Below are 25,774 nucleotides of genomic sequence, written 5' to 3' on the forward strand. Positions count from 1 at the left end.
TTACTTTCGATTCACTTTAATTTCAGCGGCAAGTTTTTTCGTAAACTCTTCTGCTGCATTAACGCCAAGCTTCTTCATTCGATAATCCATTGCTGCAACTTCAATTATGACAGACAAGTTACGTCCTGGTCTTACAGGTACAGTCAGCTTCGTCAATTCCGAATCCATAATTTTCATCTTTTCTTCATCAATACCAAGTCGATCATAAATCTTATCCTGATCCCAAAATTCAAGATCGATGATAATTAATATTCGTTTATCACTTTTCACGGCGCTCGCCCCGAACAATGTCATCATATCAACAATCCCAACTCCACGGATTTCAAGCATATGTTCAAGCAGTTTTGGTGGATTTCCAATTAACACATTTTTAGCTACCTGTCTAATTTCCACAAGGTCATCAGCCACCAATCGATGACCCCTTTTCACAAGTTCAAGAGCAGTTTCACTTTTCCCCACACCACTCTTGCCCGTGATCAGTATGCCAATTCCATAAACATCTACAAGTACCCCATGAAGGGCTGTCATTGGAGCAAGTCTGCCACTAAGATAATTCGTCAGCATGCCCGAAAACCGTGTCGTTGGAACATCCGTTTTCAACACAGGAATGCCTTTACTCTCGGCAGCCTCAATCAATTCAATCGGCACTTCCATTTCATGTGCCACAATGATGGCCGGCGTAGTTTCTGAACAGAGTCTTTTCATCCGATCTATCCGTTCCACTTCTTTTAAATTCGCGAAAAATGATAGTTCTGTTTTGCCCAAAAGTTGAACGCGATCCGCAAGATAATAATCGAAATAACCAGCCATTTCAAGTCCAGGTCTTGAAATATCACTCGTATGTATTTGACGCTCAATGCCGGCTTCTCCTGCGCATAGTTCAAGAAAAAGTTTTTCTTGAACATCCTTTACTGTTACATAAGACATTAACTCGCCCCTTTTCTATATATTCAAACGTCTATACCCTATTTTACCATGCACAATTTCAAATGAAATGATTTAGTGCCGAAACTGTCCACTTCTAAACTCTTATCCCCTATATAAGGGATAAGGAGGGGAAGATGTTGACGACACTACTAATTGATGCGGGACACGGTCCTGAGACAGCGGGAAAACGCTCACCAGACGGGCTATTGCGGGAATTCAGCTTTAACAGCGCTGTTGCAGATCTTGTAAAACAATTTCTTATTGAAGAAGGCTTCACAGTCATTTTTGCACATAAAATACATGAAGATGTACCGCTTTCAACATTGAATACGGATTCATGACAAATCCGCAAGAAGCCACATTTCTAAGGAGACAGCATACAGGCTCCAGTGTGCAAAGGCAATTGCTCACGCACTCTCAACTTGGATTTATCGAGGGAAAAAGTAACAGTATATGTTGAAATAAAGAATCCCATTGAATTCGCTACGGCGCTAGGGGATGCCTCCCGCCCTAAGCCAAGCAGCTTCGCCCGCTAGTCTTAGGGCTTCGGCTACCCCTTGTAAGGCGCCTTCGCTAAGTTCATATAGGTATTCATTTGTTTAACATATATATAGTCGGCACTATTTATTTGGAATCGACTAGGCGGTATATCTCACCAGTATACCGAACAAATCTAGCGAAGAAGCGACAAGTGTGAGCCGGAGCAATCAGACCGACAGTGATCTTCTGACGGGCTGATTGCGTAAGGCCATCACCAAGCGACAAAGCGGTATTGGAAGAACATTCTATTTGTTAAGTGCCGACTATATAGTTTCACCCCAATGAAAAAGGACTGTTATTACACCGATTTTGGTGTAACAGCAGTCCCATTTGTACGTTATTCTTTTTTTGCGTTATAACAAACGAGAACTGAACCCGTTTTCGCTTCTCCAAAAATGTGTAACGGAGATGGATTTCCTTCTACGTCCTTTTTAAAACGGATTGTCCGATGTAGCAATTGTTCCTGTTCGATAGTCCGATCGACATCATCAAGCTTTAAGTCCAATCGCCCAATATTGGATGCAATTTCACCTGATAAGGCAACGCCTGCTGGAATGTAAATTTCAACTGTACCGCTCATTGTTTTTGCTTCAATTTTCTCTGCAGCCGGATCTGTCGTTGTAACGACGACATGTCCGTTTAATGATTGTGCCTCCACATCTTTCACAGCACCATCAATGTAAACGCGCCCGTTCAAGGTTTCTGCTTCAATTGTAGTAGCAGTTACACCATTCAGACCGATTGAGCCATTCACGGTTTCGAACTCTCCGTTGTTGAACGTCAATCCGGCAATCTCAATTTTCCCGTTTGCAGTCTTCACTTTTACCTTTTCAGCCGTTGCATCTTTCATTTTAAATGAGCCGTTTAGTAAACGTGCGGAAATTCTTGCGTAATCTTTTTTCGGAATGAATAATTCAACATTTACTTGAACCATTTTCAAATCGCTTGAAATCCTTACTTTCCCTTCGTCATTAACAAACAGTAACTTATCAAGAAAATCTTTTTTTGCTTTTTCTTCTGATTCACTATTATAGGTTTTCACCGTGAAGTCTGCTCGTACTTCTTCTATTTCACCAGTATGGATTGTCACTTTACCGTTGTCGATATCGATGATGACTTCCTCGATTTCGGTTGCTGGCTTAGTTATTGTATGGTCGAACGTAACTGTATTGCCAAATGGCGAATCAAAGTCGAATGATTTCACTTTTTGAACAGCCGTCTGCATGAATTGCATGAATCTGTCTCCAACGTTCGTAAAATCCTTTGTCAAATCTTCAAGGAATTCATCCATAGAAGGCTGATTTTGATCCTCGTCTTCGATAACAGGGTCGGCCTTTTCAAATGGACCTTTTTTTTCTTGTTGTTTTGGTTCACTATATTGTTCTTCCAATTCTTGCGACTCTACAGTAACCTTTTTAGCCTCAGCGTTTTTTTCCACTTGACCCGTTTTCCCTACTGTTTCTAGAAGTGTCAATGCTTCCTCGGTCGTGATCGTACCGTTTTCCAGCATTGCTAAAATCCGTTTCCGTTCATTTTGCATCATTACGCCCCCTAGTATTGTGGTGATCCGGATTTCTCCGTTATTTTATGACTATCTATATATACGAGTGGATGTGGAAAAGGTTTCATTTCGAAACTTTTTCTGCATCTTCAATCATCATATCCATTCGTTTTCGTTCACGCTCAAGAACTGGTTTTAAATAATAACCTGTATATGAAACTGTGGATTCTGCCACTTTTTCTGGCGTACCTGTTGCGATAATTTGCCCGCCTTTATCGCCACCTTCAGGCCCTATGTCGATAATGTAATCGACAGTTTTAATGACGTCCAGATTATGCTCGATAACGAGTACAGTATTCCCTGTATCGACAAGGCGCTGCAATACAATAAGTAATTTGGCAATATCATGGACATGAAGTCCCGTCGTCGGTTCGTCAAGAATATAAAACGATTTTCCATTCGAGCGCTTGTGCAGCTCAGAAGCAAGTTTCACCCGTTGCGCTTCCCCGCCCGATAAGGTTGTTGCCGGCTGGCCTAGATTAATATAACCTAGTCCAACATCAACAATCGTCTGGAGCTTACGGCTAATTTTAGGTATATTTTCAAAAAACACGAGTGCATCATCTACTGTCATAGCAAGGACATCCGCAATATTTTTTCCTTTATAGGTTACTTCGAGTGTTTCTCTATTATATCGTTTCCCATGACAAACTTCACAAGGTACATAGACGTCCGGTAAGAAGTGCATTTCGATTTTAATGATTCCATCGCCACGACAAGCTTCACAACGACCGCCCTTAACGTTAAAGCTGAAGCGCCCTTTTTTATAACCGCGGACTTTTGCTTCGTTCGTAGAAGCAAACATATCCCGTACATCATCAAACATGCCTGTATAGGTTGCAGGATTGGATCTCGGCGTCCGCCCAATTGGGGATTGGTCGATTTCAATGACTTTTTCAAGTTCTTCAAGCCCTATAGCAGATTTATATTGGCCCGGCTTCTGCTTAGAACGATTCAATTTCTGGGCGAGCACTTTGTAAAGCACTTGATTGATAAGCGTGCTTTTCCCCGATCCAGAAACACCTGTCACAGCTATGAATTGGCCAAGTGGAATATCTACATTTACATTTTTTAAATTATTTTCAGATGCACCTTTAATGACGATTTTTCGTCCATCCAGTTTACGTCTTTCCAACGGCAGCGGGATAAACTTCTTGCCACTCAAGTATTGACCTGTCAGTGAATTAGGGTCATTCATCACTTTTTCAGGTGTACCTGCAGAAACGATTTCTCCCCCCGCAACACCCGCACCAGGTCCGATATCAATTAAATAATCGGCAGCCATCATCGTATCTTCATCATGCTCAACTACAATCAATGTGTTGCCGATGTCGCGCATACTTTTCAATGTACCAATTAAGCGGTCGTTATCGCGCTGATGAAGTCCAATAGATGGTTCATCTAAGATATATAGAACGCCAGTCAGTCTTGAACCAATTTGCGTTGCCAATCGAATCCGCTGTGCTTCTCCGCCAGATAGCGTCCCAGCCGCCCTCGATAACGACAAATAATCGAGTCCAACATTAATTAGGAATCCGAGACGCTCTTCGATTTCACGCAATATAAGCTTCGCAATTTGCGCATCTTTTTCTGACAGCACAAGATTTTTGAAAAACTGGTCTGCCTCAGTAATAGACAATTCCGTAACTTTCCCAACATGTACGCCATTCACTTTTACCGCGAGCGACTCTTCCTTTAAACGGTATCCGGCACATGTTGGACACGGCCGCTGTGACATATACTTTTCCATCTGTTCTCGGATATAATCTGAAGAAGTTTCTTTATAGCGACGTTCTACATTTGCCAAAACACCTTCGAAGTAGATATTGCTATCTCGCGTGCCACCAAATTCGTTTGTGTAACGGAATCGAATTTTTTCATCTTTTGAGCCATTTAATATTTTATCAAGTTCATCGTCTGCCAATTCATTTACCGGCACATCCATGGATATGCCAAAATGATCCGCAACAGTTTTTAAGAGTTCCGGATAGTATTGTGAACTTGTCGGTTCCCACGGCGCAATCGCATGATCTTTTAATGATAGCGTTGGGTCTGGCATGATTAATTCCGGGTCAACTTCTTGCTTTGTCCCCAGCCCATCACATTCCTGACAAGCACCAAACGGACTGTTGAATGAAAACATTCTTGGTTCAAGTTCACCAATTGAAAATCCGCATAATGGGCAAGCATGATGTTCACTGAACAAGAGTTCTTCCCCGTCCATGACGTCAACCAATACAGTTCCATCCGCGAGACGAAGCGCTGATTCAAGAGAGTCGCTTAGGCGTGCAGCAATATCTTCTTTCATAACAATCCGGTCAATGACAACTTCTATCGTATGCTTCTTGTTTTTGTTCAATTCAATATTGTCGTCGAGGTCTATGATTTCACCGTTGACACGAATTCGCACATACCCTTGTTTCTTAATATCTTCGATTAATTTTACATGTGTTCCTTTACGACCTGATACAATCGGTGCCAGAACTTGAATACGTGCACGCTCCGGTAATTTCATAAGGCGGTCAACCATTTGCTCAATTGTCTGTGACGAAATTTCCGTTCCGTGAATCGGGCAGATTGGTTTGCCTACACGAGCATAAAGAAGACGGAGATAGTCGTATATTTCCGTCGCGGTTCCGACGGTCGAGCGGGGATTGCGGCTTGTCGTCTTTTGATCAATTGAAATTGCAGGGGATAGTCCTTCAATGACATCCACATCCGGCTTGTCCATCTGACCTAGAAACTGTCTTGCATAAGAAGATAATGATTCAACGTACCTCCGCTGTCCTTCAGCGTAAATTGTATCGAATGCGAGTGAAGATTTTCCCGACCCCGAAAGTCCTGTCATGACGACCAATTTGTCACGTGGAATATTTATGTTAATGTTCTTCAAATTATTCGCGCGTGCGCCTTGTATGATGATTTCTTTATTCTTCATAAAAACCCTACCTTTCAGCCTTCAATTCCATGATCGTATCCCTTAGTTCAGCAGCACGTTCGAAGTCGAGTGCTTTCGCCGCCTCTTTCATCTCTTTTTCCAAAGTGACAAGAAGCGTTGTTTTTTCGTCCTTTGTCAACTTCTTGCCCTGTGTTACTTTTTCTAAATAGGAAATAGCTTCTTCTGATACTGCGGTTGCGCGAATCACATCACGGATTTCCTTTTTAATTGTCGTCGGCGTTATGCCATGCTCTTCATTGTATTTTCGTTGAATATCTCGACGTCGCTCCGTTTCACCAATTGCCTTCGCCATGGAGTCCGTCACCCTGTCTGCATACAAAATAACATGTCCATTGGAGTTACGGGCAGCGCGGCCCATCGTCTGAATAAGTGCTCGCTCAGAACGAAGAAATCCTTCTTTATCTGCATCTAAGATTACAACAAGTGATACCTCGGGAATATCTATCCCTTCCCTTAAGAGATTAATCCCTACTAAGACATCATATGTGCCTATTCGCAGTTCTCGTAACGTTTCAATTCGTTCAAGTGTTTTAATATCAGAATGAAGGTATTGAACTTTTATACCAATTTCCTTCAAGTAATCGGTCAAGTCTTCGGACATTTTCTTTGTTAACGTCGTAATTAGAACTCGTTCGTTCTGTTTCGTCCGTTCTCTTATTTGACCTATCAAATCATCAATCTGTCCTTCAATTGGACGGATTTCAATCGTCGGATCTAGTAGTCCAGTCGGGCGGATAATTTGTTGAACCATTTCGGGAGTATGCTCCATTTCGTAAGGACCTGGTGTCGCAGAAACATAAATCGCTTCATGGACATGGTCTTCGAATTCTTGGAATGTCAGCGGTCTGTTGTCGAGTGCTGAAGGTAGACGAAAACCATGTTCAACAAGGACATTTTTCCGTGCCTGGTCACCGTTATACATACCGCGTATTTGTGGTAGTGAGACATGACTTTCATCAACAATAATAAGAAAGTCATCTGGGAAATAGTCAAGCAGCGTATACGGGATCGCTCCAGCAGGACGAAGCGTTAAATGGCGAGAATAGTTTTCGATACCCGAACAGAAACCCATTTCCCGCATCATTTCAAGATCATAGCGTGTCCGCTGTTCAAGGCGCTGTGCTTCCAACAGTTTGTCCTGGGAACGAAATTCTTTCAAACGTTCTTCTAGTTCTATCTCAATGTTTTCAATTGCCTTGACCATTTTTTCTTCACCAGTGACAAAGTGAGATGCGGGGAATATGGCGACGTGTTCACGTTCGCCGAGAATTTCACCTGTCAGTGAGTCCACTTCGCGAATCCGTTCAATTTCATCACCGAAAAACTCGATTCGTAAGCAATGTTCATCCTGGGATGCTGGTAAAAGTTCAACAACATCGCCGCGTACTCGGAACGTACCCCGAGTGAAGCTTATGTCATTCCGTTCGTATTGAATATCTACAAATCTGCGTAGCAGTTCATTACGTCCGATTTCCATACCTGGACGGAGAGATACAACATGTGCGCTGTATTCTTCTGGGGAACCTAGGCCATAAATGCAGGAGACAGAGGCAACAATGAGCACGTCATTCCTTTCAAATAAGGAAGATGTGGCAGAGTGACGCAATTTATCAATTTCGTCATTGATGCTTGAGTCTTTTTCAATAAAGGTGTCGGTATGTGCAATATACGCTTCTGGCTGATAATAATCATAGAAACTGACGAAATATTCAACAGCATTATCAGGAAAAAACTCTTTAAATTCACTATATAATTGACCCGCTAATGTTTTGTTGTGAGCCATAACGAGAGTCGGTTTATTAATTTCCGTTAAGACATTCGAAACCGTGAACGTCTTCCCAGTCCCGGTTGCACCGAGCAAAGTTTGGTGCTTCTCACCTCGGTTATGTCCTTCTAATAGTTGTGCGATCGCAGACGGCTGATCGCCTTTTGGTGTATAAGGGGCTTGCAAATTGAATTTTCCGATCATCGGAAAAACCTCCTCTATCAGTTACTTCTATCTTATCACTTTACCCATCTTTTGACGAGTAAAAAGCGAACGTACGTTTTTTAACTAATTCCCCACATTTGTTGATTAACCATTTAGTTACATAGTATAAGGTGAGATGGGCTTGGTAACCTTCATTTTCACTGGACTATTTCCGACCCGCTTACAGCTAACTAGTCATGACAGATTTACTGAGGGGTCCTAGTGTGGATAGAAGTCATTCAATCCAAAGCGATCCAAAAGCGCAACTATACAAGTAGCGGCCAGCTTGTGATCAAGTTAGTTACTGGTTGTTTGGTTAATCAACAGACGTGCTAATTTCACTTTCTATAAAACACACAGAAAAAAACGCTGCATGTCTATTCAACATGTAGCGTCCTACCATTTTTCAATCATTCTCTTCAAGTTTTCCCAGTCTTTCGGAATACGTTAGGAATGCGCTTTCATCCCGACAGTCAAGCGCAAGGTCGATAAACCCCATAATCCTGGTCTTCGTTTGCTCTCTGTGTATATGTTTCAAAAAAAGATCCAAATAAATTTCATTCAACAGTTTTTCCGCTTGGAGCGAAGTACTGTTTTTCCCTACAGCTTTCAAAAACTCGGCATATGAATAATTGTTTTCCATCCCTATCACCCCTGCTGCCTTTTATTTAGTATATCTAATTTCAGAGATAAGTTGCAAGGTTTTTCGGAATATTCTATTTTTTATTTAGTCATATTTTATTAAAGAAACGCCCCGCCTGCAATTGATTGCAAACGGGACGACTTATCACTCATATTCTTTATTTTCCACAGTCAATCTAATCGTCGCCTCGGAGATGATGAGGATGACAGCCCCGACAAGGAATGTTGTTACAGAAACCCCATACAGATACAGTGCAGCACATATAACTACTGCCGCCTGAATCCATTGGACTGTACGAACGATTCTTTTAATTGCATCTGGACGGGTGTCTTCCTTTTCTGGAAACAGCATATCCATCCGAAAATCGTCCCCGGCCCGCAATGCGTGGATAAGTTGTACGGCAGAGGCAAATGCTAGTGCTCCTGCGAATATGAACACGACAATCGGGAACGGAATGAAAATCGCCCCAAGTGCTGATAAAGCAGTTAGCCTTACCCATAGCCAAAAAATATCATCTGTACGTATAAATGTGCGTTTGATTAGATACGTTTGTGCAACAGGATTTCTGAAGTTCGGAGATCCCATCGCAAAACCGAGCCATGCTCGTCTACTAACGGATCCTTTCAAATGTGGAACGTCTGTGAAGTAGTTGGCAAAACGATAAAAACGCATCATTCGATTCTGTTCAAGTGAGATGAAATGGTCGTAAGGAAACGGTTTTAGCATCCTCTTTTTTCGCCAATACAAGTTGTACATACCAATAAGTACAGCAATTACCGGAAGAATAAGAGGACTTCCTGCAAGACCAAAATAAATTATGGATCCCCCCATTAAAAATCGGACGACCCTATCTAGCCAGATTCCTTTCCCATCCAAAGCATGTCTGAAATTATATTCCGACTCAATGAATACTCGCTTAATGACCAGCAACAAAATTGCGGTGATGATGTACTCCATCTTCGACCCGGTCCCTGTAGCTGAAAGTAACGGCAACGCAACAATATATAAAATAAATGGTACTGGCAATTGTGAATAGAAACTCCAACTCAAAGCCCGTTTCATATACGTAACAAGCTTTTGTTCCAACGGGAGGAAATAAACCGTGTCCGCGGGTTTCAATAGCGTCACTGGCGGCGAAAAGGCGAGCGCTAGTCCAAGTATGATAGCCGTAAGCAATGCCGCTGGGAAATCTGCTGGCACTTCCTTCAACCATTCGCTATACGTATAGCCCCCCGCCCCGATTGTGAAGACAAGGACAATTGCCAAATGACCTGTAAATACATATTTTAAATACTTTTGGAGCTCGGTTATATAATGGACGAACCGGGATCCCCATATTTCACGCAAATTGTTCATTGTCGTTTTCCTCTGTCATCGCAATATACAAGTCATCCAATGATGCGTCAGGACGTCCGAATGCCTTTCTCAAGTCATCCATCGTTCCTTCCGCTCGCACCCGTCCTTCGTGCAGCAAAATGATCCTGTCGCAATGTTTTTCCGCAGTTGGCAATACATGCGTTGACATAAGAATAGAAGCCCCATTTTCTGTTCTCTGCGTCATTTGCTTTAATAGTGATTTGATGCCTATTGGATCGAGGCCGACAAATGGTTCATCGATAATATATAATGATGGATTAACGAGAAAAGCACACATGATCATTACTTTTTGACGCATCCCTTTTGAAAAATGCGCTGGGAACCAGTTTAGACGTTTCTCCATCCGGAATTCCCGGAGTAACTCATCTGATCGCGCTTCAAACACTTCTTTATCAAGGTCGTATGCCATCGCTGTTAGTTCAAGATGTTCCCTCAGCGTCAATTCTTCATAGAGTATCGGCGTTTCAGGAATATAAGTGAACGCCTTCCTATACTTTTCGGGATCTTCACTGAATGTCACCCCGTTAACACGAATTTCTCCCTTATGTGGATTCATTAATCCGATAATATGTTTAATAGTTGTACTTTTCCCCGCCCCATTTAGTCCAATCAGACCCACTAACTCGCCATGTCCGATGTTAAATGATAAATCATACAGAACGGGTTTACGTGTGTATCCGCCTGTTACGTCTTGTAATTCAAGAATTTCCATATCCATCCTCCATTCTTCTATTCATTTTAGCAAAAAACGGTTTAAAAAGCTTTCTCCTTCATACAACTATATAGAATGATTGCATTGAATAACGCTTGGGCCTGCAGAATGCAGATCATGCAGTCGTTGCGACACGACGTCGCTAACTTAGACTGCCTTCCTTTACCTGTAAGGCGCCTACGCTAGTCTGAATACCGTCTTCAATATTTCAACCTATATCTTAAATTATGCTACACTTGTCCCATTCATGAAAAGGAGTGGTGAAAATGACTGCTTGTATTTTTTGTAAAATCATTGAAGGAACAATCCCTAGCGTAAAAGTTTATGAAGATGAGCATGTACTCGCCTTCATGGATATTATGCCTGTAACGACAGGACATGTGCTTCTTATCCCGAAAACACATCGTGAAAATATCTATGATTTAACTGCTGAAGAAGCAGCCCAACTATTTTCTGTCGTACCCAAAATCGCCAATGCGCTAAAAGATGAATTCAAACCAGCTGGAATGAATTTATTGCAAAACAATGGCGCATTTGCAGGACAAGCCGTCTTCCATTCCCATCTGCATTTCATCCCTCGCTATGATGAAACCGACGGATTCCAACCAACTTTTGAAACGAAGGAATCTGAAACAAGTGTGGAACGAGTTCAGGAGATTGCAGCTGGAATTCGAAGAAAGTTAGAACAATAAGCTTGCAAGTTATCTGAATACCGTGTAAGATTCATAATAAGTTTTTCGCTGTCGATCATGAGGATACGTCAGGAAAAACTCAAAAAAACAGATGAGCCGAGGAGAGATGAGAAATGAATACGAAAAGTCTTGTATTAATGTCATTATTAACTGCTGTAGGTGCTGCATTGTACCTAATAATTCCACCCATTACTGGCGGAATGAAACCCGATTTCATGCTGACAATGATGTTTATCAGCATATTCCTGTTCCCTGAAGTGCGCAATGTATTTTTACTTGCTGGAACAACAGGTATTATTTCAAACTTTCCAGGGGGCTTCATCCCCAATGTGGTTGATAAGTTCATTACTGCATTTGTAATCTATGCAATTATTGTTTCACTTAAAAAGATCACAGGTAACTTGATCGCTTCCACTGTTGTAGCAGGTATTGGAACTGTATTGTCAGGGAGTATCTTCCTTTCAATCGCCATTTTCATTCTTGGAGCAGATTTACCGTTCGGAGGGTTATTCTTAGCAGTTGTACTTCCCGCTGTTGCCATGAACGGAATTGCATTTTTCTTGATCTACCCAATTGTTAAGGGTTTGGTCAAGCGATCCTCGTTTAAAACTGCATTTTCCAATTAAAATTATAGCGAAAGCTTTCCGTCTCCACGAGGAGAGCTTTTTTTTGATGCCCAGTCGCTTATATATCTCATTATTGCCCAGGCTCCTTTAAAATGTTTTAATTAAGCCAGAGCAAGGAATACTATTCATAATAAGAAGGAGTGCATTATTCATGAAAGCATCTACATTTTTCATCGGACTCGTGACCGGTTCAGTTGCGGCCGCTGTTACGGTATTGTATTCAACTCCCCAATCGGGAAGCCAGCTTCGGACATCCGTCAGGGATGCTTCAAGTGACATGAAATTTTTGTTCAAAGATGTAAAGGTAAAAGTCGATGATCTAAAAGAGTCCATTTCCCATCTTACAAAAGAAGCGAAAGAAACTGTTCCAACAACAATCGATGGCATCAAGGGTTCAGTAGAGGAATGGCAACATTCAACCGAATCAAATCGAGAACGCATGGAAAAAGAAATTGCTGCAATCCAAACTGCTCTTGAAGAACTGGAACGAAATATCGCAACACAGCAAAGATAAAGGTAATCAACATTCAGTGGGGGCTACATCCTCCACTGATTATTTAATGAACTTTGGCAAAGCCTAGGTAATCAACATCCTGTTGGCCCTAACCATTCAGGCTATTATGGGCAGATGATCTCCCACTTCTTCTCACGTCCTTGCAGACTTGAAGTAGGGTTCCTACTGCCCGTTAATGCAGGATAATTTTAAAGCACATACAATCTACCATTTAGGAATGCAGTCTACTCTCCACAAAAGGCCTACACTATATAGGTTTTAAGTAGTGGATACGGCCGCATTCCTAATTTTTATGTCAATTTCTCTTCAACGTTATTATTGACTCAAAATCTTTTTTCACAATCTTTACTTTTCTCTTCTTTGCTTTCCTGCTATAATAAAAGAAGCGGAAAAATATAGAAAGAAGGTGTTTCCAATGTCAGAGCAAAAGTACTCTCCGAAAGAAGCAATGATTTTCAGTCAAAGGGTTGCACAGATGTCAAAAGCACTTTGGAAAGCGGTAGAAAAAGATTGGCAGCAATGGATAAAACCTTATGACTTGAATATTAATGAGCATCACATTTTATGGATTTCTTACCATCTTCAAGGTGCCACTATTTCTGACATCGCTAAATTCGGAGTCATGCATGTTTCAACAGCATTCAACTTTTCAAAGAAGCTGGAAGATCGTGAGTATTTACGGTTTTATAAAAAAGACGATGACAGAAGAAATACATATGTTGAAGTTACAGAGGCAGGGGAGAAACTGCTACTCGAGATGAATATGAACTACTATGATTCTAAACATGATATTTTAGAGGGTTCACTCCCTATTAAAGACCTTTACGGAAAATTCCCAGAATTCCTCGAAGTTATGTCCGTTGTCCGAAATATTTATGGGGAAGATTTCATGGAAATATTTGAACGTGGCTTTGAAAAAATCAAGGAATCGTACGATGACTCTACTGGTGAGATGATTGCTATAGGTCAAACGAATAGTAATGATGAACTTAAAAAACTGGTATCTAGCGCAGAGGAAAAATAATTTCATTTTAGAAGGACTTCTGCTATGATTGCCTTGGGAAGTTAAAGAGGAGGAATAGATTTGATCCTTATTATTACAATTCTGTTCTCATTATTATATCTGTTTCAAATCAATAAAATGACGTATGCACTTTGCGAATCTAAGGAAATCCCTGAAGAGAAGCAACAGAAAATATTTACCACCGTTAACGTTCTTGTAACCATATTAATTGTGTCATTTTACGTCGAGATTCTGTTACAAGTATAAAAAAGTCCATTCCCTTTTTTACGGGAAATGGACTTTTTCCATTATCGAAGCCTTAGCGCCTAACGCCTAGAGCTTTTCTTGAATTAATTCAGGAAGGCTGCACCGACAATGATTAATAAAATGAACAAAACAACAATCAACGCAAATCCCGAAGTACCTTGGGAACCTTGGTCATATCCGCTCATAGGAGCACCCCCTCTCTCTATGTATCCTATGCGTAATAATCGACCCGTTGTAGGCAGTATATCCAAAGGGAACCTTTTTGTTTTAGAATTGTTTTTATGTTATAATGTATACTGTTGCACATAAAAGTTAGGGGAGATTTCAAAATGAAAAAAACTATTTTAGCACTTACAATGGCCGCATCTGTACTTGCACTTTCAGCGTGCAGCGACAAGAATGCCGGCGATGAAGTTCTTGTCAAATCAAAAGCCGGAAATGTAACACAAAGCGAACTTTATAACGAAATGAAGCATGCGCAGGGTGAAAAAACGTTACAACTACTCGTCCTCGAAAAAGTGCTAGATGCAAAATATAAAATTTCTGATAAACAAGTTGATGCAATAGTCAATGATATGAAAGAACAATTAGGTGAAGGTTTCGATGCCTATATCGCTCAAGAAGGTCACACTGAAGAGAGCTTAAGAAAAATCCTTCGTATTAATTTGTTACAAGAAGCTGCTCTTACTGATGGCGTTGAAGTAACAGATAAGGAAATCGAAGAACGCATTAAAATGATGAATACAGAATTGAATGCCAAACACGTCCTAGTTGCGGATGAAGAGACTGCCCTTAAAGTCAAAAAGGAACTTGAAGGCGGAGCTGATTTCGCTGAAGTAGCGAAAAAGTATTCGACTGAACCGGCTGCAAAAGAATCCGGTGGGGATCTTGGATGGTTTGGCTACGGTAAAATGGTCAAAGAATTCTGGGAAGGTGCGTATGCACTTGATGTGAACGCAATCAGTGAACCTGTTCAATCGGAACACGGATTCCACGTTATTAAAGTTACAGAAAAACGTAACATCGAAGCTAAGGAAATGACTAAAGAAGAGAAAGAAAAACTTACTAAAGAAATACAACTTGAGAAGGCAGATCCAAGTACAATTATCCCGAAAATAGCTAAGTTAATGAAAGATGCTGATGTAAAAGTTGAAGATAAAGACTTGAAATCAGCACTTGATGTATTCTTGGTAGAGCCAGAAGTAGAAAAAGAAGATAAAGAAGATAAAACTAAATAATACCATTAAGAATTTCAGACTCCTTTTTAGGAGTCTTTTTTTATTACTATGTATTATGTATGTTGATTAACCAAAAGTAACCAGCAAATAACTTGATCGAACACTGGGTGCTACGTGTATAGATGACTTTGTTTTGCTTTGGATTGAATGACTTCTATACGATTACCGAGATGACTGGATTTGTGTGGGTGCGACTTTGTCGCACCCACACACATTTTTCTCGGTAATCGTATGGTGATCCTTCATCCGTCGCGCTCCAAATTCATAAATACATGTAGTGCTTAAGCCTTTTGGGACGAAAGAATAGAGGGCAACAACCTGGAGAAAAGCCGCCAAAGATGCAATTTTGGCGGCTGAAACTTTCTATAGCGTTTTCTCTTTTTTTATTAAAGAAGCGTAACTTTCTAGTAGGCATCACATGATTAGACGCATACTCTTTGTTAAAAGTAAGCAAGAAGCATATTATACAACATACATTAGTGCCCGAAATTGCATCTTCGGGCACTTACACTCTCTATATAAAGTTATCTAATCTTTTCTTCAAAAACAACTGCATTTTTCACTAGAACATTGTAGGAACGCGACAGGCAATTATTCACAACAGGATTACTGAAAATAGTATGGCTAGAAGTGACGGAGTCACTTCTAGCCACATTAGGACCCCCCAGTAAATCTGTCATGAAAAGTTAGCCGCAAGCGGGCCGAAAATGGTCAAGTGAAAACGAAGGTCATCGATCCCTTCTCACGAGTCTTTTATGCAAGTAAATGGTTAATCAACAGACATGACAATGTATAAAAGTTCAAACAAACACCCCCGAAAGACGGCTTTCGGGGGTGTTTGTTTTTTCAATATATGTTATTCAATTGATGGTTTATAAAATGACCTGTTATCCAGCGGGAAAATTCTTTCCGTGAACTCACCAGGAGCCGTCTTGCCAAGTGCGCGGTCCAGCATATTCATCTTCGCATCAATGTTATCGATGTAATGAAGAATTTCCGCTTCTTTCAGCATAGGACGTTTCGGGCTTCCCCACTCTTCCTTGCCGTGGTGGGATAAAACCATATGTTGCAACAGCATGACTTCTTCGCCAGTAATTTCAAGTTCGTCAGCCGCTTTTGAAATTTCATTGACCATAATTGTAATATGACCTAGAAGATTTCCCTCAATCGTATATTGCGTTGCAATTGGACCTGAAAGCTCAATCACTTTTCCAACATCATGCAAAATAATTCCCGCGTACAATAAATCCTTATTGAGTGAAGGATACAGATCCGCTAACGCTTTTCCGAGTTTAAGCATGGAAACAACATGATCGATAAGACCCGATACATAATCATGGTGATTTCGTGTTGCAGCTGGGTACGTCATGAAAGCTGTCTGATGTTTTTTCAATAAATGACGCGTAATTCGTTGAATTTGCGGATTTTGCATTTCAAAGAAATACTGCATCAACTCTTCGTATAGTACTTCCTTACTTGTTGCCGATGACGGAACTAGATCAGCAATCGACACACCCTCATCTTCTTTTACTGGTCGTATGCTTTTGATGCGCAACTGATTTTTCCCACGGTATTCATGTACTTCCCCGCCAACTTTGACAATCGTCGCTGCGGCATATGTCTGCGCGTGCTCATCTGTCGTATCCCATAGTTTCGCTTCAATATCACCGCTTTTATCTTGCAAGATAAGTGTCATAAATGGTTTACCTTGTGTGGTAACTCCTTTTGTTGATTGCTTAATCAGCAAGAAAATTTCAAGTGGCTCACCTGCATTATATTCTGCAATTTTCTTCATATGACCATCGCTCCCCGTTCGTTTCCGATTTCGGAAACGTTTAGTATTGTTGCCCCCTGCCATTTATCCTTCATCACTTCGTGGCATGTGAAATAAATGAACTGATGCTTGTTTTGTAGATTGTCGAGTAGTTCAATCATACGCGAAAGTCGCTCTTCGTCAAAGTGAACGAATGGATCGTCCAACATTAATGGAAAAGGAGCCGTACTCACTATTGATGCCGCAAGCGCCAATCTAAGCGAAATATAGGCTTGTTCTTTTGTAGCCTGGCTCAGCTCTACAATTGGATAACGCATTCCACTTTTCGCCAATACTTCAAAATGACCCGTTTCCGTTACGCTAAGTGATTCATAATTTCCGCCCGTCAGTTCACAGAACAATCTTTCTGCTGCTTCAAGTACTTCAGGCAATTTCTTTTCTTTCAACTCCGACATTGTCCGTCTGATTGCTTCAGTAATCGCTTTGCGCTCAGACCATTTTTTTGCAAGTTCTGCAAGCTCGGATTTTTTCATTTCGAAGAGCTGTAGTTTACGACCATAATTTTCATCTGTTAGTAGTCGTTCCGTTTTATTAACAAGTGCGGCCTTGTCATTGATTAAGACATTTAGCCTTTCGCTAATCGACAATAGTATTGCGCTATTATCATCCAGCTTTATGCGCAACTCATCATCCATAACGCCGTCAGGCAATTCAAGATGGCCGTATGATGCTAGTTGTGCATCGACATCCTCTTGTTGCCCCTTAAGACGCAACGCCTCCTGGTGGATATTGTATGCTGCGTAAAAGGCTTCTTCCGTATCTGCCGCTGCCTCGCTAAACAAAGCCTGCACTTTTTCAAGCAACGAGTTTGCAAGGCTGGATGTTTCTTTCAGCGCTGATTGTTTACGTTCCAAAGCAGCTGACAATGACTTAATTGTTTCTGCTTGTTCATTCAGCTGAATGAATTCCCTTCTTAGCATCTCATAAATAGCTTCTTTCGGTGCAGATTTCCGAACTATTTTTTCAGCTTCAGCCAACCGTTCAACAATTTGCTGCTGAATCGTTTGTCGCCGTAACACAGCATCATTCAACTCTCTAGTAACTTCCTGAACTTCTCGAATCATACGGAATAATTCCGGGATAATCGCGGTTGAAGGAATTTCATTGAAACCATAAAGCCCTAAAAAATTGGCCAGTTCCAATTCAATTTGCCGCCTATTACTATATGCATTTTCAAGCTCAGATGTCAGCGTTTGGTATTTCCTTTCAAGTGCCATAAATACTTCTTGTAACTTTTCTTTCTTGCGCTTGTATATGCCAATTCGCTCTGTCAGTTCTTCCATTTGGTCCTCATTCCCGTCATATGCGGCAATGATTTTTTCCATCTGCTGCAGTTTCGATGAATCCGGCGTTTGATCCTGTCTCTTTGAATATAGAGAGATGCCTAATCCTATAACGATAACACCAGCTATAATTATCAACCATTCTTTTTGGATGAACCCGAAAACGATAAACGCAATTGCAAGTATGACTAGGAGTGCAGGTATCATCAGTGATTTCTGTCCAGCTGATCGTCCTCTTAATGAAACATAGGCTTTCGCTTCAGCAAGTTGCTGGCGGATTTTTGGCCACTGCTGTACATGTTCCAATTCCTTTATAGTAGGTGCAGTACGTTCAGTTCCACTGATTTCAGTTTCAGTATCAGCTAACTCATTTTCCACTTGGATAAGTTGGCGATTCACAAAGCCCATTTGCTGATCGCCTTCGGTAAGTTCTCGGATAATTTTGTGCATGTTTTCTTCCTTTTGGATTGAAACATCAGCCTCAAAAATAGTGTTTTCCGCTTCAAACCCTTTTATACCAAGTCTATCGAGTAGACGTCTTTTAGAACTAGTTAGCTGACTCACGTTATCTTCTTCAAAAGTAACTGCTGTTTGCCATCTATGCCACTCTGTTTCTTTCGCCAGTAAAGTTTCAAGTTCAGCAATGCGTTCAAATTCTTGCTGTTCAGGCATTCTTGCCAGTAGTTCTGCTACTTCTTCTTCCAACCGTTGTTTACTAGCTTCGGCTTCTGTTAACTTCCCAGCCAGCATTTCATAGCGCCGGATACCATCTACCGGAAAGGTTATTGCACTTAATTGAGACAATCTTGCAACCAATGCCTGTTTTTTTTGATGAAGGGGGAGTAGCTGTCGCACGAGAGCGAGCTTCTGTGAGCCTTGCATAAGTTCTTTTTCCTGTTCTCGCAACTCTGTAAGCAAGTCATCGATTTCCCTTATTCGTTCAATCGAAGGTGCATATTCCCCCACTTTTTCCTGCTCATCTTTCAGCTCTATCTCTAATTCCCGAAGTTCCATGATTTTGACGTTCATTTCCGGAACTCTTCCTGACTTTTTGAACAAATCTCCTAGCTCTTTTTCCATTCGGTTTCCAAGCTGTAACATAGAGTCAACGCCTGTGGTTCCCGAAGCAAGAAGTGTCCGGCTTAATTCGTCTTCATCCATTTTTTCGAATCCCTGTAACTGTAACAATGAGAATGAAAAAATGGATTCGAATGAAGCGCGGTCATACTGGCGAAGTAGCGTGTTCAATTGCACTTCTCCCCCCTTTGTTCCATCCTCGAAATAGACGGTAACATCACCAGCGGATTTTCCACGAATTCGTTCGACGATGCATTTTCCGTATGTCTCATCCACAAGATGCACTTGTCCACCGTACTTGCCACCAGATTTCGGTTCGTAGCGTAAGAGCACATTGTTTTTTTGTGGGAATCCAAATAAGATATGAAGGATAAACTGCTGAATGGTCGTTTTCCCAGCTTCATTCAATCCATACAAAACAGTAATGCCCGGGCCAAAATCCACCGTAACATTTTCATGTTTTCCGAATCCGTAAATGTTCAACTTTTCAATCCTCATGTAAACACCTCATTCCATTCCCGACATTTCCGCCGCCAACAATACTGTTGCACCGGCTTTCACTTCATCTATTTCATCTTCAGTCAAAACGTCTAAATATTTGACGCCACGCGCATGCTGGTAAACATCTTTTAAAACATCTTTCCAGTCTTCTTTCGTCCAGCCATCAATCATCCCAGTAACTGATTGCATTAGTGCACTCGATGCAATCGACGGATTCAACTGCCTCGCAAATGTAATTTTCTGCACCCAGACATAAGGTTCGCTTTCACCGACAAAATCACGCAAGACCTCCAACCATTCTTCCTCCGGCGATTGACTGAACAGATTCGCAGCTTCACTGTCGATATCAGTCATTAACAGCTCCACGATTCCTGCTCCATTATGCTCCTTGAATGACTCTAGTGCTTCCGAACATGCCGTCAGCCACTCATTCGCATGACTCATTCCTCCACAAGACAATTCGAGTCTATCAAAGACAATTGCTGATGCTGGGATGAAATGAAGTGATGCTTTTGTTTTCGTGAGCTCAACTTCATAGAACCCCTTTGTACCACGTTCATTGCGATGACGCCCCTGCAAATTTCCCGGATAAACGATTGGAGGCGATTCATGTAGCTGTTGCCTCACATGGATATGCCCGAGCGCCCAGTAATCATACTGCTTCGCTAGCAACTCATTCTTCGTGAATGGCGCATAAACTGCATGTGTTTCATCTCCCGCCAAACTACCATGCAGCATACCAATATGAAATGCATCATGATTTTCAGCAACAGGATAACGGTCAATCACTTTATCACGGATATGCCGTTCCTTATAACTGAAGCCATAAATTAATACCTCCTGATCATTCACGTTCAGACGTACAGTTTCAACGTTCTCACCGAAAACATGCACATTCGGCGGTAGTTCAAACCTTGTCCATCTGCCACTTAGATGATCATGGTTTCCGTGTGATATAAATACGGGAATGCCTGCCGCATCCAATTTCGCCATTCCTTCACGGAACCTCATCTGCGTACGCAAACTCCGATCTTCCCCATCGTAAATGTCACCCGCGAATAAGACAAAATCTGGTTTCGTTTTGACTGCGTGCTCAATTAGTTTAGTAAACGCAGCAAAGGTGCTGTCTCGTAAACTGTTCAAACGATCTGTCGGCAAGCCTGTCATGCCTTTGAATGGGCTGTCGAGATGCAAATCAGCCGTGTGGATAAATCGGATTGTTGACAAGTGGGAACCCTCCTTCATTCGACGAATACTTGTTCTAATTTTACCATAAATAAAAAGACTCTGCGAATTAATCAGAGTCTTTTTACATCTCACTTATTCTTTTCCAAGCTGAATTGCTTTTTTAATATCTTTCAACGAACGAGACGGTCCGTACATAAGAACGCCGCCACGGTAAACACGTGCTCCGAAGAAGCCTAGAAGGAAGATTGTCACAAGCATGATCGCAATTGACAATAACGGTTCCCATACTGGTAACTCCAACATACCGACACGCAAGAACATAACCAGCGGTGCAAAGAACGGGAAAAACGAAGCATATTTTATATAGGCCATTTCAGGATTCCCAAGTCCTGTTGCTGCAATCATGAACCCTGCCACGATTAGCAATGTCATCGGCATGATAATCTGCTGCACATCTTCTGTCCGGCTAACGAGTGAGCCTAGAAGAGCCGCTAACGTTGCGAAAAGGAAGTATCCCAACAGGAAGAAGACGAGTGCATAGACGAGCGTTCCTACATTCATAGTTGAAAAGCCGAAGACGGAAAAGAAACCTTCTGCCATTTCAGAAGCTGTTGTTTTCAATGCAATGTACCCCGCCAGACCCAGCAATACCATTTGCAAAAGACCTAGTGATCCAATGCCAAGTACTTTTGCAAACATATGCTTAACTGGCGACACACTTGAGATTAGAATTTCCATCACACGTGATGATTTTTCTGCCGCAACTTCTGTCGCAATCATACTAGAATAAACAATGACTGCAAAATAGATAAGAAACATGAGTACATAGACAAGACCACGTGCCTGACTCAATTCCTCCTCTGATTTTGCTGACGGAGATACCGATTGCTGCTCAAATTGAATGGGTGCGAATAGCGTCTGCACTTGTTCGCCAGACAAAGATAACTCTTGCGCTTTCATTTCCGTTTGTATCGATTGCAGTGCCTCTTGTAGCATCATTGGAAGAGTGAATTCCATGGCACTCATTGAAACATAGTTCGCCTGAATTGTATTTTCATTATCAAGTGCAAGCGATACGAACGAGTCAATTTCTCCCTCTTTCACTAAATCTGTAAGTTCCTTCTCCGATTTACTGGACAGTTCCACCTTAATATCTGATTCATTTGACTCGAACTGAGCTTTTAACCGATCTGCAAGAACGCCGCTTTCATCGAGTACTTGCAGCACTTCCCCCGAGTCGCTATCCCCGCCCGTAGCACTTTTAACTGTATCAATAATTTTCTCCATGTTCGCAAACAGGAAAACCGCTGCAATCATGATAGATGTTGTTATGATGAACGATTTCGTTTTCGCTTTGGTCATAAATGCCTGTTTAAAAATGATCATGAATTCACGCATGTTGCTTCCCCACCTTTTCGATGAAAATGTCTTGCAGCGAAGGTTCTTCTATTCCAAAATGGCGAATCGGGCCCGACTTTAATGCCGCTGTCAGCAAATCATTAGCAACTTGTTCAGATTCGACTTGGTAAAGTGCACCTTCAATTGATTTCTGCACTGATTTCACACCTGCAATTGCCGCCAAATGCGCCAAATCATTGTCCGAATTTATGCGTACATTCTGCTTGCCAAATGACCGTTTCACATCACGAAGTGTGCCGCTCACAATTTGCTTGCCTTTATCGATAATGCTAAGTTGCTCGCATAATTCTTCGACATGATCCATGCGGTGGCTCGAGAATACAATGGTTGCGCCATCATTGCGGAATTGTAGAATCGCCTCTTTCAACATTTCAACGTTAACTGGGTCCAAGCCTGAAAATGGTTCGTCAAGAATTAACAGTTGAGGGTTATGCATAAGAGATGCAATTACTTGAATCTTTTGCTGATTTCCTTTTGATAGTTCTTCAACTTTTTTATTGGCATAATGAGTGATTTCCATTCGTTCAAGCCATTTATTCATAGCCATCTTTGCATCCGTTTTTTTCATACCACGCAATTGTGCTAGAAAAATCAGCTGCTCTTCCACTTTCATTTTCGGATAAAGCCCTCGTTCCTCCGGTAAATAACCAATCTCAGGACTTGTCGCATAAGAAATCGGTTTTCCATTCCACGTAATCCGTCCTTCATTGGCGTTCAATAAACCAAGAATCATCCGAAACGTCGTCGTCTTACCTGCACCGTTCGCACCGAGAAACCCGTACATCGTTCCTTTATTAACAGACAGTGTCAAATCATCTACCGCGGTAAAATCCCCAAATCGTTTCGTGACATTTTCAAGTAGTAATGACATTTTGCTACCCCTTTCGAATTTCCCAATAGTAACTATACGTATCTAGCATGCAGAAGTTTCAACTTAATTTCTATTTAGAGAATGGCAGCAACTTTACCATATGAAGTATTTTTTTACAAATTTCTTTTCCGGACCTTTCATGTATAATGAATTAAATAGAGTGGAAAGGGTGAATTATGTGAGAACATATAAACTAACAGCTTTCGAACCAACAGGCGCACTAATTACAGAAGATACATTCACAGCTGAAACAGACGATGCAGCAAAAGAAAAAGGTCAAGTAATGCTCGAGGAGAAAAACCTTCTCAACAAAACACACCGCCTCGCCTCTCCAGCTGGCAAGTTATTATTGTTCCATTCTTAAACATAAAAATGAGCATTTCCATCATACAAATAGACGGGGTGTTACGAAGTGAAAATCGCATTAATTGCCCATGATGAAAAGAAAAATGAAATGGTGAATTTCACAATCGCCTACGAACATATCTTTTCGCAATACACATTATTTGCTACCGGTACAACTGGAAAAAGAATCATGGACGAAACCAATTTATCTGTGACTCGACTTAATTCGGGACCTTTAGGTGGTGACCAGCAAATTGGTGCAATGGTTGCGACTGGCGATTTGGACTTGATCCTATTCTTCCGAGATCCACTAACTGCTCAACCACATGAACCTGACGTCAGTGCATTATTGCGGCTTTGTGATGTCTACGGCATCCCGCTAGCTACGAATATCGCAACGGCTGAACTATTAATTCGTGCTGTGGAAAAAGGGTATTTTTCGTGGCGTGAAATGCTTGATAAATATAAATAAGAAAAGCGGAATGCGCCGCATAGCTCCGACAGGCATAAGACGGGCCAACGACGCGGCGAACTTCCCGGGAAGGATGCAGTTCAATCCTTCCTAGTTGGGCTGGCTTATGACCCGAGGAGTTGGCGCCTGTAGCTAGACACTGCTACAGGTTGAAAAATTTATACTTTATTACCATTTTAAAAAGTACCAAGCATAAATCCGGTTGTTCAACGGATGCATGCTTGGTACTTTTTTATTTACGCAGGCTGTTAGGAATGAAAGCGTTGGATCAAATTGTTGACTTCCATATCAAGCTTGCTTGTTTTTTGGTTCAAATACTGGATATCGATTTTATCACCTTTGATTTCATCGCCTACAACTTGAAAAGTATGTTGTTGCTGTTCCAACTGGGATTCAACATGTTTAAAATGACTTCTGTTCTCCGTTTGGTTGAGACGCACTTCTTCCGTCAAACTTCTGATGTCCTGTTCAACCTTGTCGAAACGCTTGTCCATATGTTCGAAACGCTTGTCGACCTGATCGAAACGACTTCCCATTTGCTCAAAGCGTTTGTCGACCTGATCAAAACGCTTGTCCATTTGCTCCATGAACTGCCTTAACAACTCTTCCATTTTTCCAACCTCACTTTCTAACGTAATTATCTTATAACTAATCATAGCATATTCCTTATCATTTCGTAATGCACTCAAAAAGACACTGATTTAGCAGTTATAACTCGCCTGCTAAATCAGTGTCCGTATTACTAAAAAATCATTTCCCTATAAATTCCGGCTTACGTTTCCCTACAAATGCCTGAATACCTTCCAAGTGGTCTACCGTTTTCCGCATCGCCACTTGTGCTTCGCTTTCCATTTTCAACACATTTTCGAGTTCTGCTGTTTTCTGCGCATGCAATATATGCTTCGATGCAATCATTGCTGCAATCGGCGACGCAAGCAGCTTATGAGCAAACGCTTCGCCGCGTTCAGCACCATTACCTTGCGCAGTCACTTCATCGATTAGTCCTTTTTCAAGTGCTTCTTGACCATTCATCACTTTTCCTGACCAAATAAGGCTTTTCGCTTGAGGCACACCAACACGTTCTTTTAAGAAGAAATGACCAGCTCCATCGGGAATTAGACCAATGCCGATGAAGTTCATCGCGAGTTTACTCTCTTCTTCTGCAATAATATGATCGCAGCCAAGTACAAGGCTAAACCCAAGTCCCGCCGCTGCGCCATGCACAACTGCAATCGTAACTTGCGGTAATGTATAAAGTGCCTTTGCAAGGCGTGACACGTCTACCATCACATTCCCAATGTCCATCGGGCTATCCGGATCTAGCATCGCTTTAATATCTCCGCCCGCTGAAAATGCACGGCCAGCTCCTTGAATCACTAGAACTTGGACTGTCGTATCACTTTTCAATGCCTCAAAAACATCCGCAAGTTCCTTCATCATGACACTATCCATCGCGTTCATAGACGCGGGCCTATTCAACGTAAGATGCGCAAGGCGCCCCTCTTTTTTTAATTCGACAGTTGTATACATAAAAAAACACCCCTTCATAAGAAATGAATTACCATTCACTTCTTAGATTCGGTGTTTTTTTAATAAACCCTTTATTTAAAAGATAAAGTATACGTTTTTCAACCTAGAGTAGTGTCTAGCTCCAGCGCCTAGCCCCTTGAGTCGCTTCAGCCCTTAAGTTAAAGGCAAAGAGCGCCTTTATCTTAAGGCCCTTCGACGTACAGGACGTACTAGTGCCGACGTTGCC

25 protein-coding genes are annotated in these 25,774 nt (G+C 41.6%); 9 read left to right on the plus strand and 16 right to left on the minus strand.

Annotation, left to right across the window (positions count from 1 at the left end):
• Positions 1 to 927: an HPr(Ser) kinase/phosphatase gene (gene hprK / locus I2483_RS11370; protein ID WP_186672093.1), complete on the minus strand. Its 927-nt coding sequence runs from the start codon at positions 925 to 927 to the stop codon at positions 1 to 3.
• A 137-nt stretch (positions 928 to 1,064) separates the two neighbouring features.
• Here hprK and I2483_RS11375 point away from each other — a divergent pair, with 137 nt between their 5' ends.
• Positions 1,065 to 1,268: an N-acetylmuramoyl-L-alanine amidase gene (locus tag I2483_RS11375; RefSeq protein ID WP_255550405.1), complete on the plus strand. Its 204-nt coding sequence runs from the start codon at positions 1,065 to 1,067 to the stop codon at positions 1,266 to 1,268.
• A 536-nt stretch (positions 1,269 to 1,804) separates the two neighbouring features.
• Here I2483_RS11375 and I2483_RS11380 read toward each other — a convergent pair.
• The 6 genes from I2483_RS11380 to I2483_RS11405 form a co-directional block, all read right to left on the minus strand.
• Positions 1,805 to 3,007, minus strand: coding sequence for a DUF4097 family beta strand repeat-containing protein (locus I2483_RS11380; RefSeq protein ID WP_207277340.1), 1,203 nt, complete (start codon positions 3,005 to 3,007; stop codon positions 1,805 to 1,807).
• An 85-nt stretch (positions 3,008 to 3,092) separates the two neighbouring features.
• Positions 3,093 to 5,966: an excinuclease ABC subunit UvrA gene (uvrA, locus tag I2483_RS11385; RefSeq protein ID WP_207277341.1), complete on the minus strand. Its 2,874-nt coding sequence runs from the start codon at positions 5,964 to 5,966 to the stop codon at positions 3,093 to 3,095.
• Between the two features lie 7 nt (positions 5,967 to 5,973).
• Positions 5,974 to 7,956, minus strand: coding sequence for an excinuclease ABC subunit UvrB (gene uvrB / locus I2483_RS11390; RefSeq protein WP_207277342.1), 1,983 nt, complete (start codon positions 7,954 to 7,956; stop codon positions 5,974 to 5,976).
• A gap of 406 nt (positions 7,957 to 8,362) precedes the next feature.
• Complete coding sequence (locus tag I2483_RS11395) at positions 8,363 to 8,599, minus strand: IDEAL domain-containing protein (protein WP_186672103.1); 237 nt, start codon at positions 8,597 to 8,599, stop codon at positions 8,363 to 8,365.
• 144 nt (positions 8,600 to 8,743) lie between these two features.
• Positions 8,744 to 9,955 carry an ABC transporter permease gene (locus I2483_RS11400; protein WP_207277343.1) on the minus strand — a complete coding sequence of 404 codons (1,212 nt, stop codon included), beginning with the start codon at positions 9,953 to 9,955 and terminating at the stop codon, positions 8,744 to 8,746.
• The gene (locus tag I2483_RS11405) at positions 9,939 to 10,688 is read right to left on the minus strand and encodes an ABC transporter ATP-binding protein (protein WP_207277344.1); all 750 of its coding nucleotides are present in this window, start codon (positions 10,686 to 10,688) and stop codon (positions 9,939 to 9,941) included. Before I2483_RS11405 ends, I2483_RS11400 begins: the two co-directional genes overlap by 17 nt.
• A 266-nt stretch (positions 10,689 to 10,954) precedes the next feature.
• Between I2483_RS11405 and I2483_RS11410 the strand changes: the two genes are divergently transcribed.
• The 5 genes from I2483_RS11410 to I2483_RS11430 all read left to right on the plus strand — a co-directional run bounded on the left by I2483_RS11410 (position 10,955) and on the right by I2483_RS11430 (position 13,790).
• Positions 10,955 to 11,380: an HIT family protein gene (locus I2483_RS11410; RefSeq protein ID WP_207277345.1), complete on the plus strand. Its 426-nt coding sequence runs from the start codon at positions 10,955 to 10,957 to the stop codon at positions 11,378 to 11,380.
• Between the two features lie 113 nt (positions 11,381 to 11,493).
• Positions 11,494 to 12,006 carry a tryptophan transporter gene (locus I2483_RS11415; protein WP_207277346.1) on the plus strand — a complete coding sequence of 171 codons (513 nt, stop codon included), beginning with the start codon at positions 11,494 to 11,496 and terminating at the stop codon, positions 12,004 to 12,006.
• A 151-nt stretch (positions 12,007 to 12,157) separates the two neighbouring features.
• A complete protein-coding gene (locus tag I2483_RS11420) occupies positions 12,158 to 12,520 on the plus strand; it encodes a YtxH domain-containing protein (RefSeq protein ID WP_207277347.1) in 363 nt (120 codons plus the stop codon).
• 415 nt (positions 12,521 to 12,935) lie between these two features.
• Positions 12,936 to 13,544, plus strand: a complete 609-nt coding sequence (locus I2483_RS11425; protein WP_207277348.1) for an HTH-type transcriptional regulator Hpr — start codon at positions 12,936 to 12,938, stop codon at positions 13,542 to 13,544.
• A 60-nt stretch (positions 13,545 to 13,604) separates the two neighbouring features.
• Positions 13,605 to 13,790 carry a hypothetical protein gene (locus tag I2483_RS11430; protein WP_186672118.1) on the plus strand — a complete coding sequence of 62 codons (186 nt, stop codon included), beginning with the start codon at positions 13,605 to 13,607 and terminating at the stop codon, positions 13,788 to 13,790.
• A gap of 83 nt (positions 13,791 to 13,873) precedes the next feature.
• Here I2483_RS11430 and I2483_RS11435 read toward each other — a convergent pair whose 3' ends face one another.
• Positions 13,874 to 13,975 carry a YjcZ family sporulation protein gene (locus I2483_RS11435; protein WP_186672119.1) on the minus strand — a complete coding sequence of 34 codons (102 nt, stop codon included), beginning with the start codon at positions 13,973 to 13,975 and terminating at the stop codon, positions 13,874 to 13,876.
• Positions 13,976 to 14,119: 144 nt separating this feature from the next.
• Here I2483_RS11435 and I2483_RS11440 point away from each other — a divergent pair, with 144 nt between their 5' ends.
• Entirely contained in the window at positions 14,120 to 15,028 is a 909-nt protein-coding gene (locus I2483_RS11440) for a peptidylprolyl isomerase (RefSeq protein WP_207277349.1), read from the plus strand.
• 524 nt (positions 15,029 to 15,552) lie between these two features.
• Here the strand turns inward: I2483_RS11440 and I2483_RS19405 are convergent.
• The 6 genes from I2483_RS19405 to I2483_RS11465 form a co-directional block, all read right to left on the minus strand.
• Positions 15,553 to 15,681, minus strand: a complete 129-nt coding sequence (locus tag I2483_RS19405; protein ID WP_255550406.1) for a hypothetical protein — start codon at positions 15,679 to 15,681, stop codon at positions 15,553 to 15,555.
• Positions 15,682 to 15,884: 203 nt separating this feature from the next.
• Complete coding sequence (gene yhaM / locus I2483_RS11445) at positions 15,885 to 16,823, minus strand: 3'-5' exoribonuclease YhaM (protein WP_207277350.1); 939 nt, start codon at positions 16,821 to 16,823, stop codon at positions 15,885 to 15,887.
• Positions 16,820 to 19,720 (minus strand): ATP-binding protein, encoded by a 2,901-nt coding sequence (locus I2483_RS11450; RefSeq protein WP_207277351.1) that lies wholly within the window; start codon positions 19,718 to 19,720, stop codon positions 16,820 to 16,822. The genes yhaM and I2483_RS11450 overlap by 4 nt, the downstream gene beginning before the upstream one ends.
• A gap of 9 nt (positions 19,721 to 19,729) precedes the next feature.
• Positions 19,730 to 20,950 carry a metallophosphoesterase family protein gene (locus I2483_RS11455; RefSeq protein WP_207277352.1) on the minus strand — a complete coding sequence of 407 codons (1,221 nt, stop codon included), beginning with the start codon at positions 20,948 to 20,950 and terminating at the stop codon, positions 19,730 to 19,732.
• Between the two features lie 93 nt (positions 20,951 to 21,043).
• Complete coding sequence (locus I2483_RS11460; protein WP_207277353.1) at positions 21,044 to 22,309, minus strand: ABC transporter permease; 1,266 nt, start codon at positions 22,307 to 22,309, stop codon at positions 21,044 to 21,046.
• Entirely contained in the window at positions 22,302 to 23,201 is a 900-nt protein-coding gene (locus I2483_RS11465) for an ABC transporter ATP-binding protein (RefSeq protein ID WP_207277354.1), read from the minus strand. The genes I2483_RS11460 and I2483_RS11465 overlap by 8 nt, the downstream gene beginning before the upstream one ends.
• 178 nt (positions 23,202 to 23,379) lie before the next feature.
• Between I2483_RS11465 and I2483_RS11470 the strand changes: the two genes are divergently transcribed.
• Positions 23,380 to 23,565: a YhzD family protein gene (locus tag I2483_RS11470; RefSeq protein ID WP_186672135.1), complete on the plus strand. Its 186-nt coding sequence runs from the start codon at positions 23,380 to 23,382 to the stop codon at positions 23,563 to 23,565.
• A 48-nt stretch (positions 23,566 to 23,613) separates the two neighbouring features.
• Positions 23,614 to 24,018 carry a methylglyoxal synthase gene (gene mgsA, locus I2483_RS11475; protein WP_186672137.1) on the plus strand — a complete coding sequence of 135 codons (405 nt, stop codon included), beginning with the start codon at positions 23,614 to 23,616 and terminating at the stop codon, positions 24,016 to 24,018.
• A gap of 248 nt (positions 24,019 to 24,266) precedes the next feature.
• Here mgsA and I2483_RS11480 read toward each other — a convergent pair whose 3' ends face one another.
• A complete protein-coding gene (locus I2483_RS11480) occupies positions 24,267 to 24,674 on the minus strand; it encodes a hypothetical protein (RefSeq protein ID WP_207277355.1) in 408 nt (135 codons plus the stop codon).
• Between the two features lie 94 nt (positions 24,675 to 24,768).
• Positions 24,769 to 25,548 (minus strand): enoyl-CoA hydratase, encoded by a 780-nt coding sequence (locus I2483_RS11485; protein WP_207277356.1) that lies wholly within the window; start codon positions 25,546 to 25,548, stop codon positions 24,769 to 24,771.
• Positions 25,549 to 25,774 lie beyond the last annotated feature (226 nt).

Origin of the sequence: Sporosarcina sp. E16_3 (assembly GCF_017347125.1) — a bacterium.
Taxonomy (GTDB): domain Bacteria; phylum Bacillota; class Bacilli; order Bacillales_A; family Planococcaceae; genus Sporosarcina.

What these genes read in the sequence shown, in the direction of transcription:
- I2483_RS11395 (WP_186672103.1), bottom strand. Translation starts at nt 8,599, where the DNA reads ATGGAAAACAATTATTCATATGCCGAGTTTTTGAAAGCTGTAGGGAAA.
- I2483_RS11415 (WP_207277346.1), top strand. Translation starts at nt 11,494, where the DNA reads ATGAATACGAAAAGTCTTGTATTAATGTCATTATTAACTGCTGTAGGT.
- I2483_RS11405 (WP_207277344.1), bottom strand. Translation starts at nt 10,688, where the DNA reads ATGGAAATTCTTGAATTACAAGACGTAACAGGCGGATACACACGTAAA.
- uvrB (WP_207277342.1), bottom strand. Translation starts at nt 7,956, where the DNA reads ATGATCGGAAAATTCAATTTGCAAGCCCCTTATACACCAAAAGGCGAT.
- I2483_RS11480 (WP_207277355.1), bottom strand. Translation starts at nt 24,674, where the DNA reads ATGATTAGTTATAAGATAATTACGTTAGAAAGTGAGGTTGGAAAAATG.
- I2483_RS11440 (WP_207277349.1), top strand. Translation starts at nt 14,120, where the DNA reads ATGAAAAAAACTATTTTAGCACTTACAATGGCCGCATCTGTACTTGCA.
- yhaM (WP_207277350.1), bottom strand. Translation starts at nt 16,823, where the DNA reads ATGAAGAAAATTGCAGAATATAATGCAGGTGAGCCACTTGAAATTTTC.
- I2483_RS11435 (WP_186672119.1), bottom strand. Translation starts at nt 13,975, where the DNA reads ATGAGCGGATATGACCAAGGTTCCCAAGGTACTTCGGGATTTGCGTTG.
- I2483_RS11400 (WP_207277343.1), bottom strand. Translation starts at nt 9,955, where the DNA reads ATGAACAATTTGCGTGAAATATGGGGATCCCGGTTCGTCCATTATATA.
- I2483_RS11485 (WP_207277356.1), bottom strand. Translation starts at nt 25,548, where the DNA reads ATGTATACAACTGTCGAATTAAAAAAAGAGGGGCGCCTTGCGCATCTT.
- I2483_RS11425 (WP_207277348.1), top strand. Translation starts at nt 12,936, where the DNA reads ATGTCAGAGCAAAAGTACTCTCCGAAAGAAGCAATGATTTTCAGTCAA.
- hprK (WP_186672093.1), bottom strand. Translation starts at nt 927, where the DNA reads ATGTCTTATGTAACAGTAAAGGATGTTCAAGAAAAACTTTTTCTTGAA.
- I2483_RS11410 (WP_207277345.1), top strand. Translation starts at nt 10,955, where the DNA reads ATGACTGCTTGTATTTTTTGTAAAATCATTGAAGGAACAATCCCTAGC.
- I2483_RS11465 (WP_207277354.1), bottom strand. Translation starts at nt 23,201, where the DNA reads ATGTCATTACTACTTGAAAATGTCACGAAACGATTTGGGGATTTTACC.
- I2483_RS11380 (WP_207277340.1), bottom strand. Translation starts at nt 3,007, where the DNA reads ATGCAAAATGAACGGAAACGGATTTTAGCAATGCTGGAAAACGGTACG.
- I2483_RS11420 (WP_207277347.1), top strand. Translation starts at nt 12,158, where the DNA reads ATGAAAGCATCTACATTTTTCATCGGACTCGTGACCGGTTCAGTTGCG.
- I2483_RS11460 (WP_207277353.1), bottom strand. Translation starts at nt 22,309, where the DNA reads ATGCGTGAATTCATGATCATTTTTAAACAGGCATTTATGACCAAAGCG.
- uvrA (WP_207277341.1), bottom strand. Translation starts at nt 5,966, where the DNA reads ATGAAGAATAAAGAAATCATCATACAAGGCGCACGCGCGAATAATTTG.
- I2483_RS11450 (WP_207277351.1), bottom strand. Translation starts at nt 19,720, where the DNA reads ATGAGGATTGAAAAGTTGAACATTTACGGATTCGGAAAACATGAAAAT.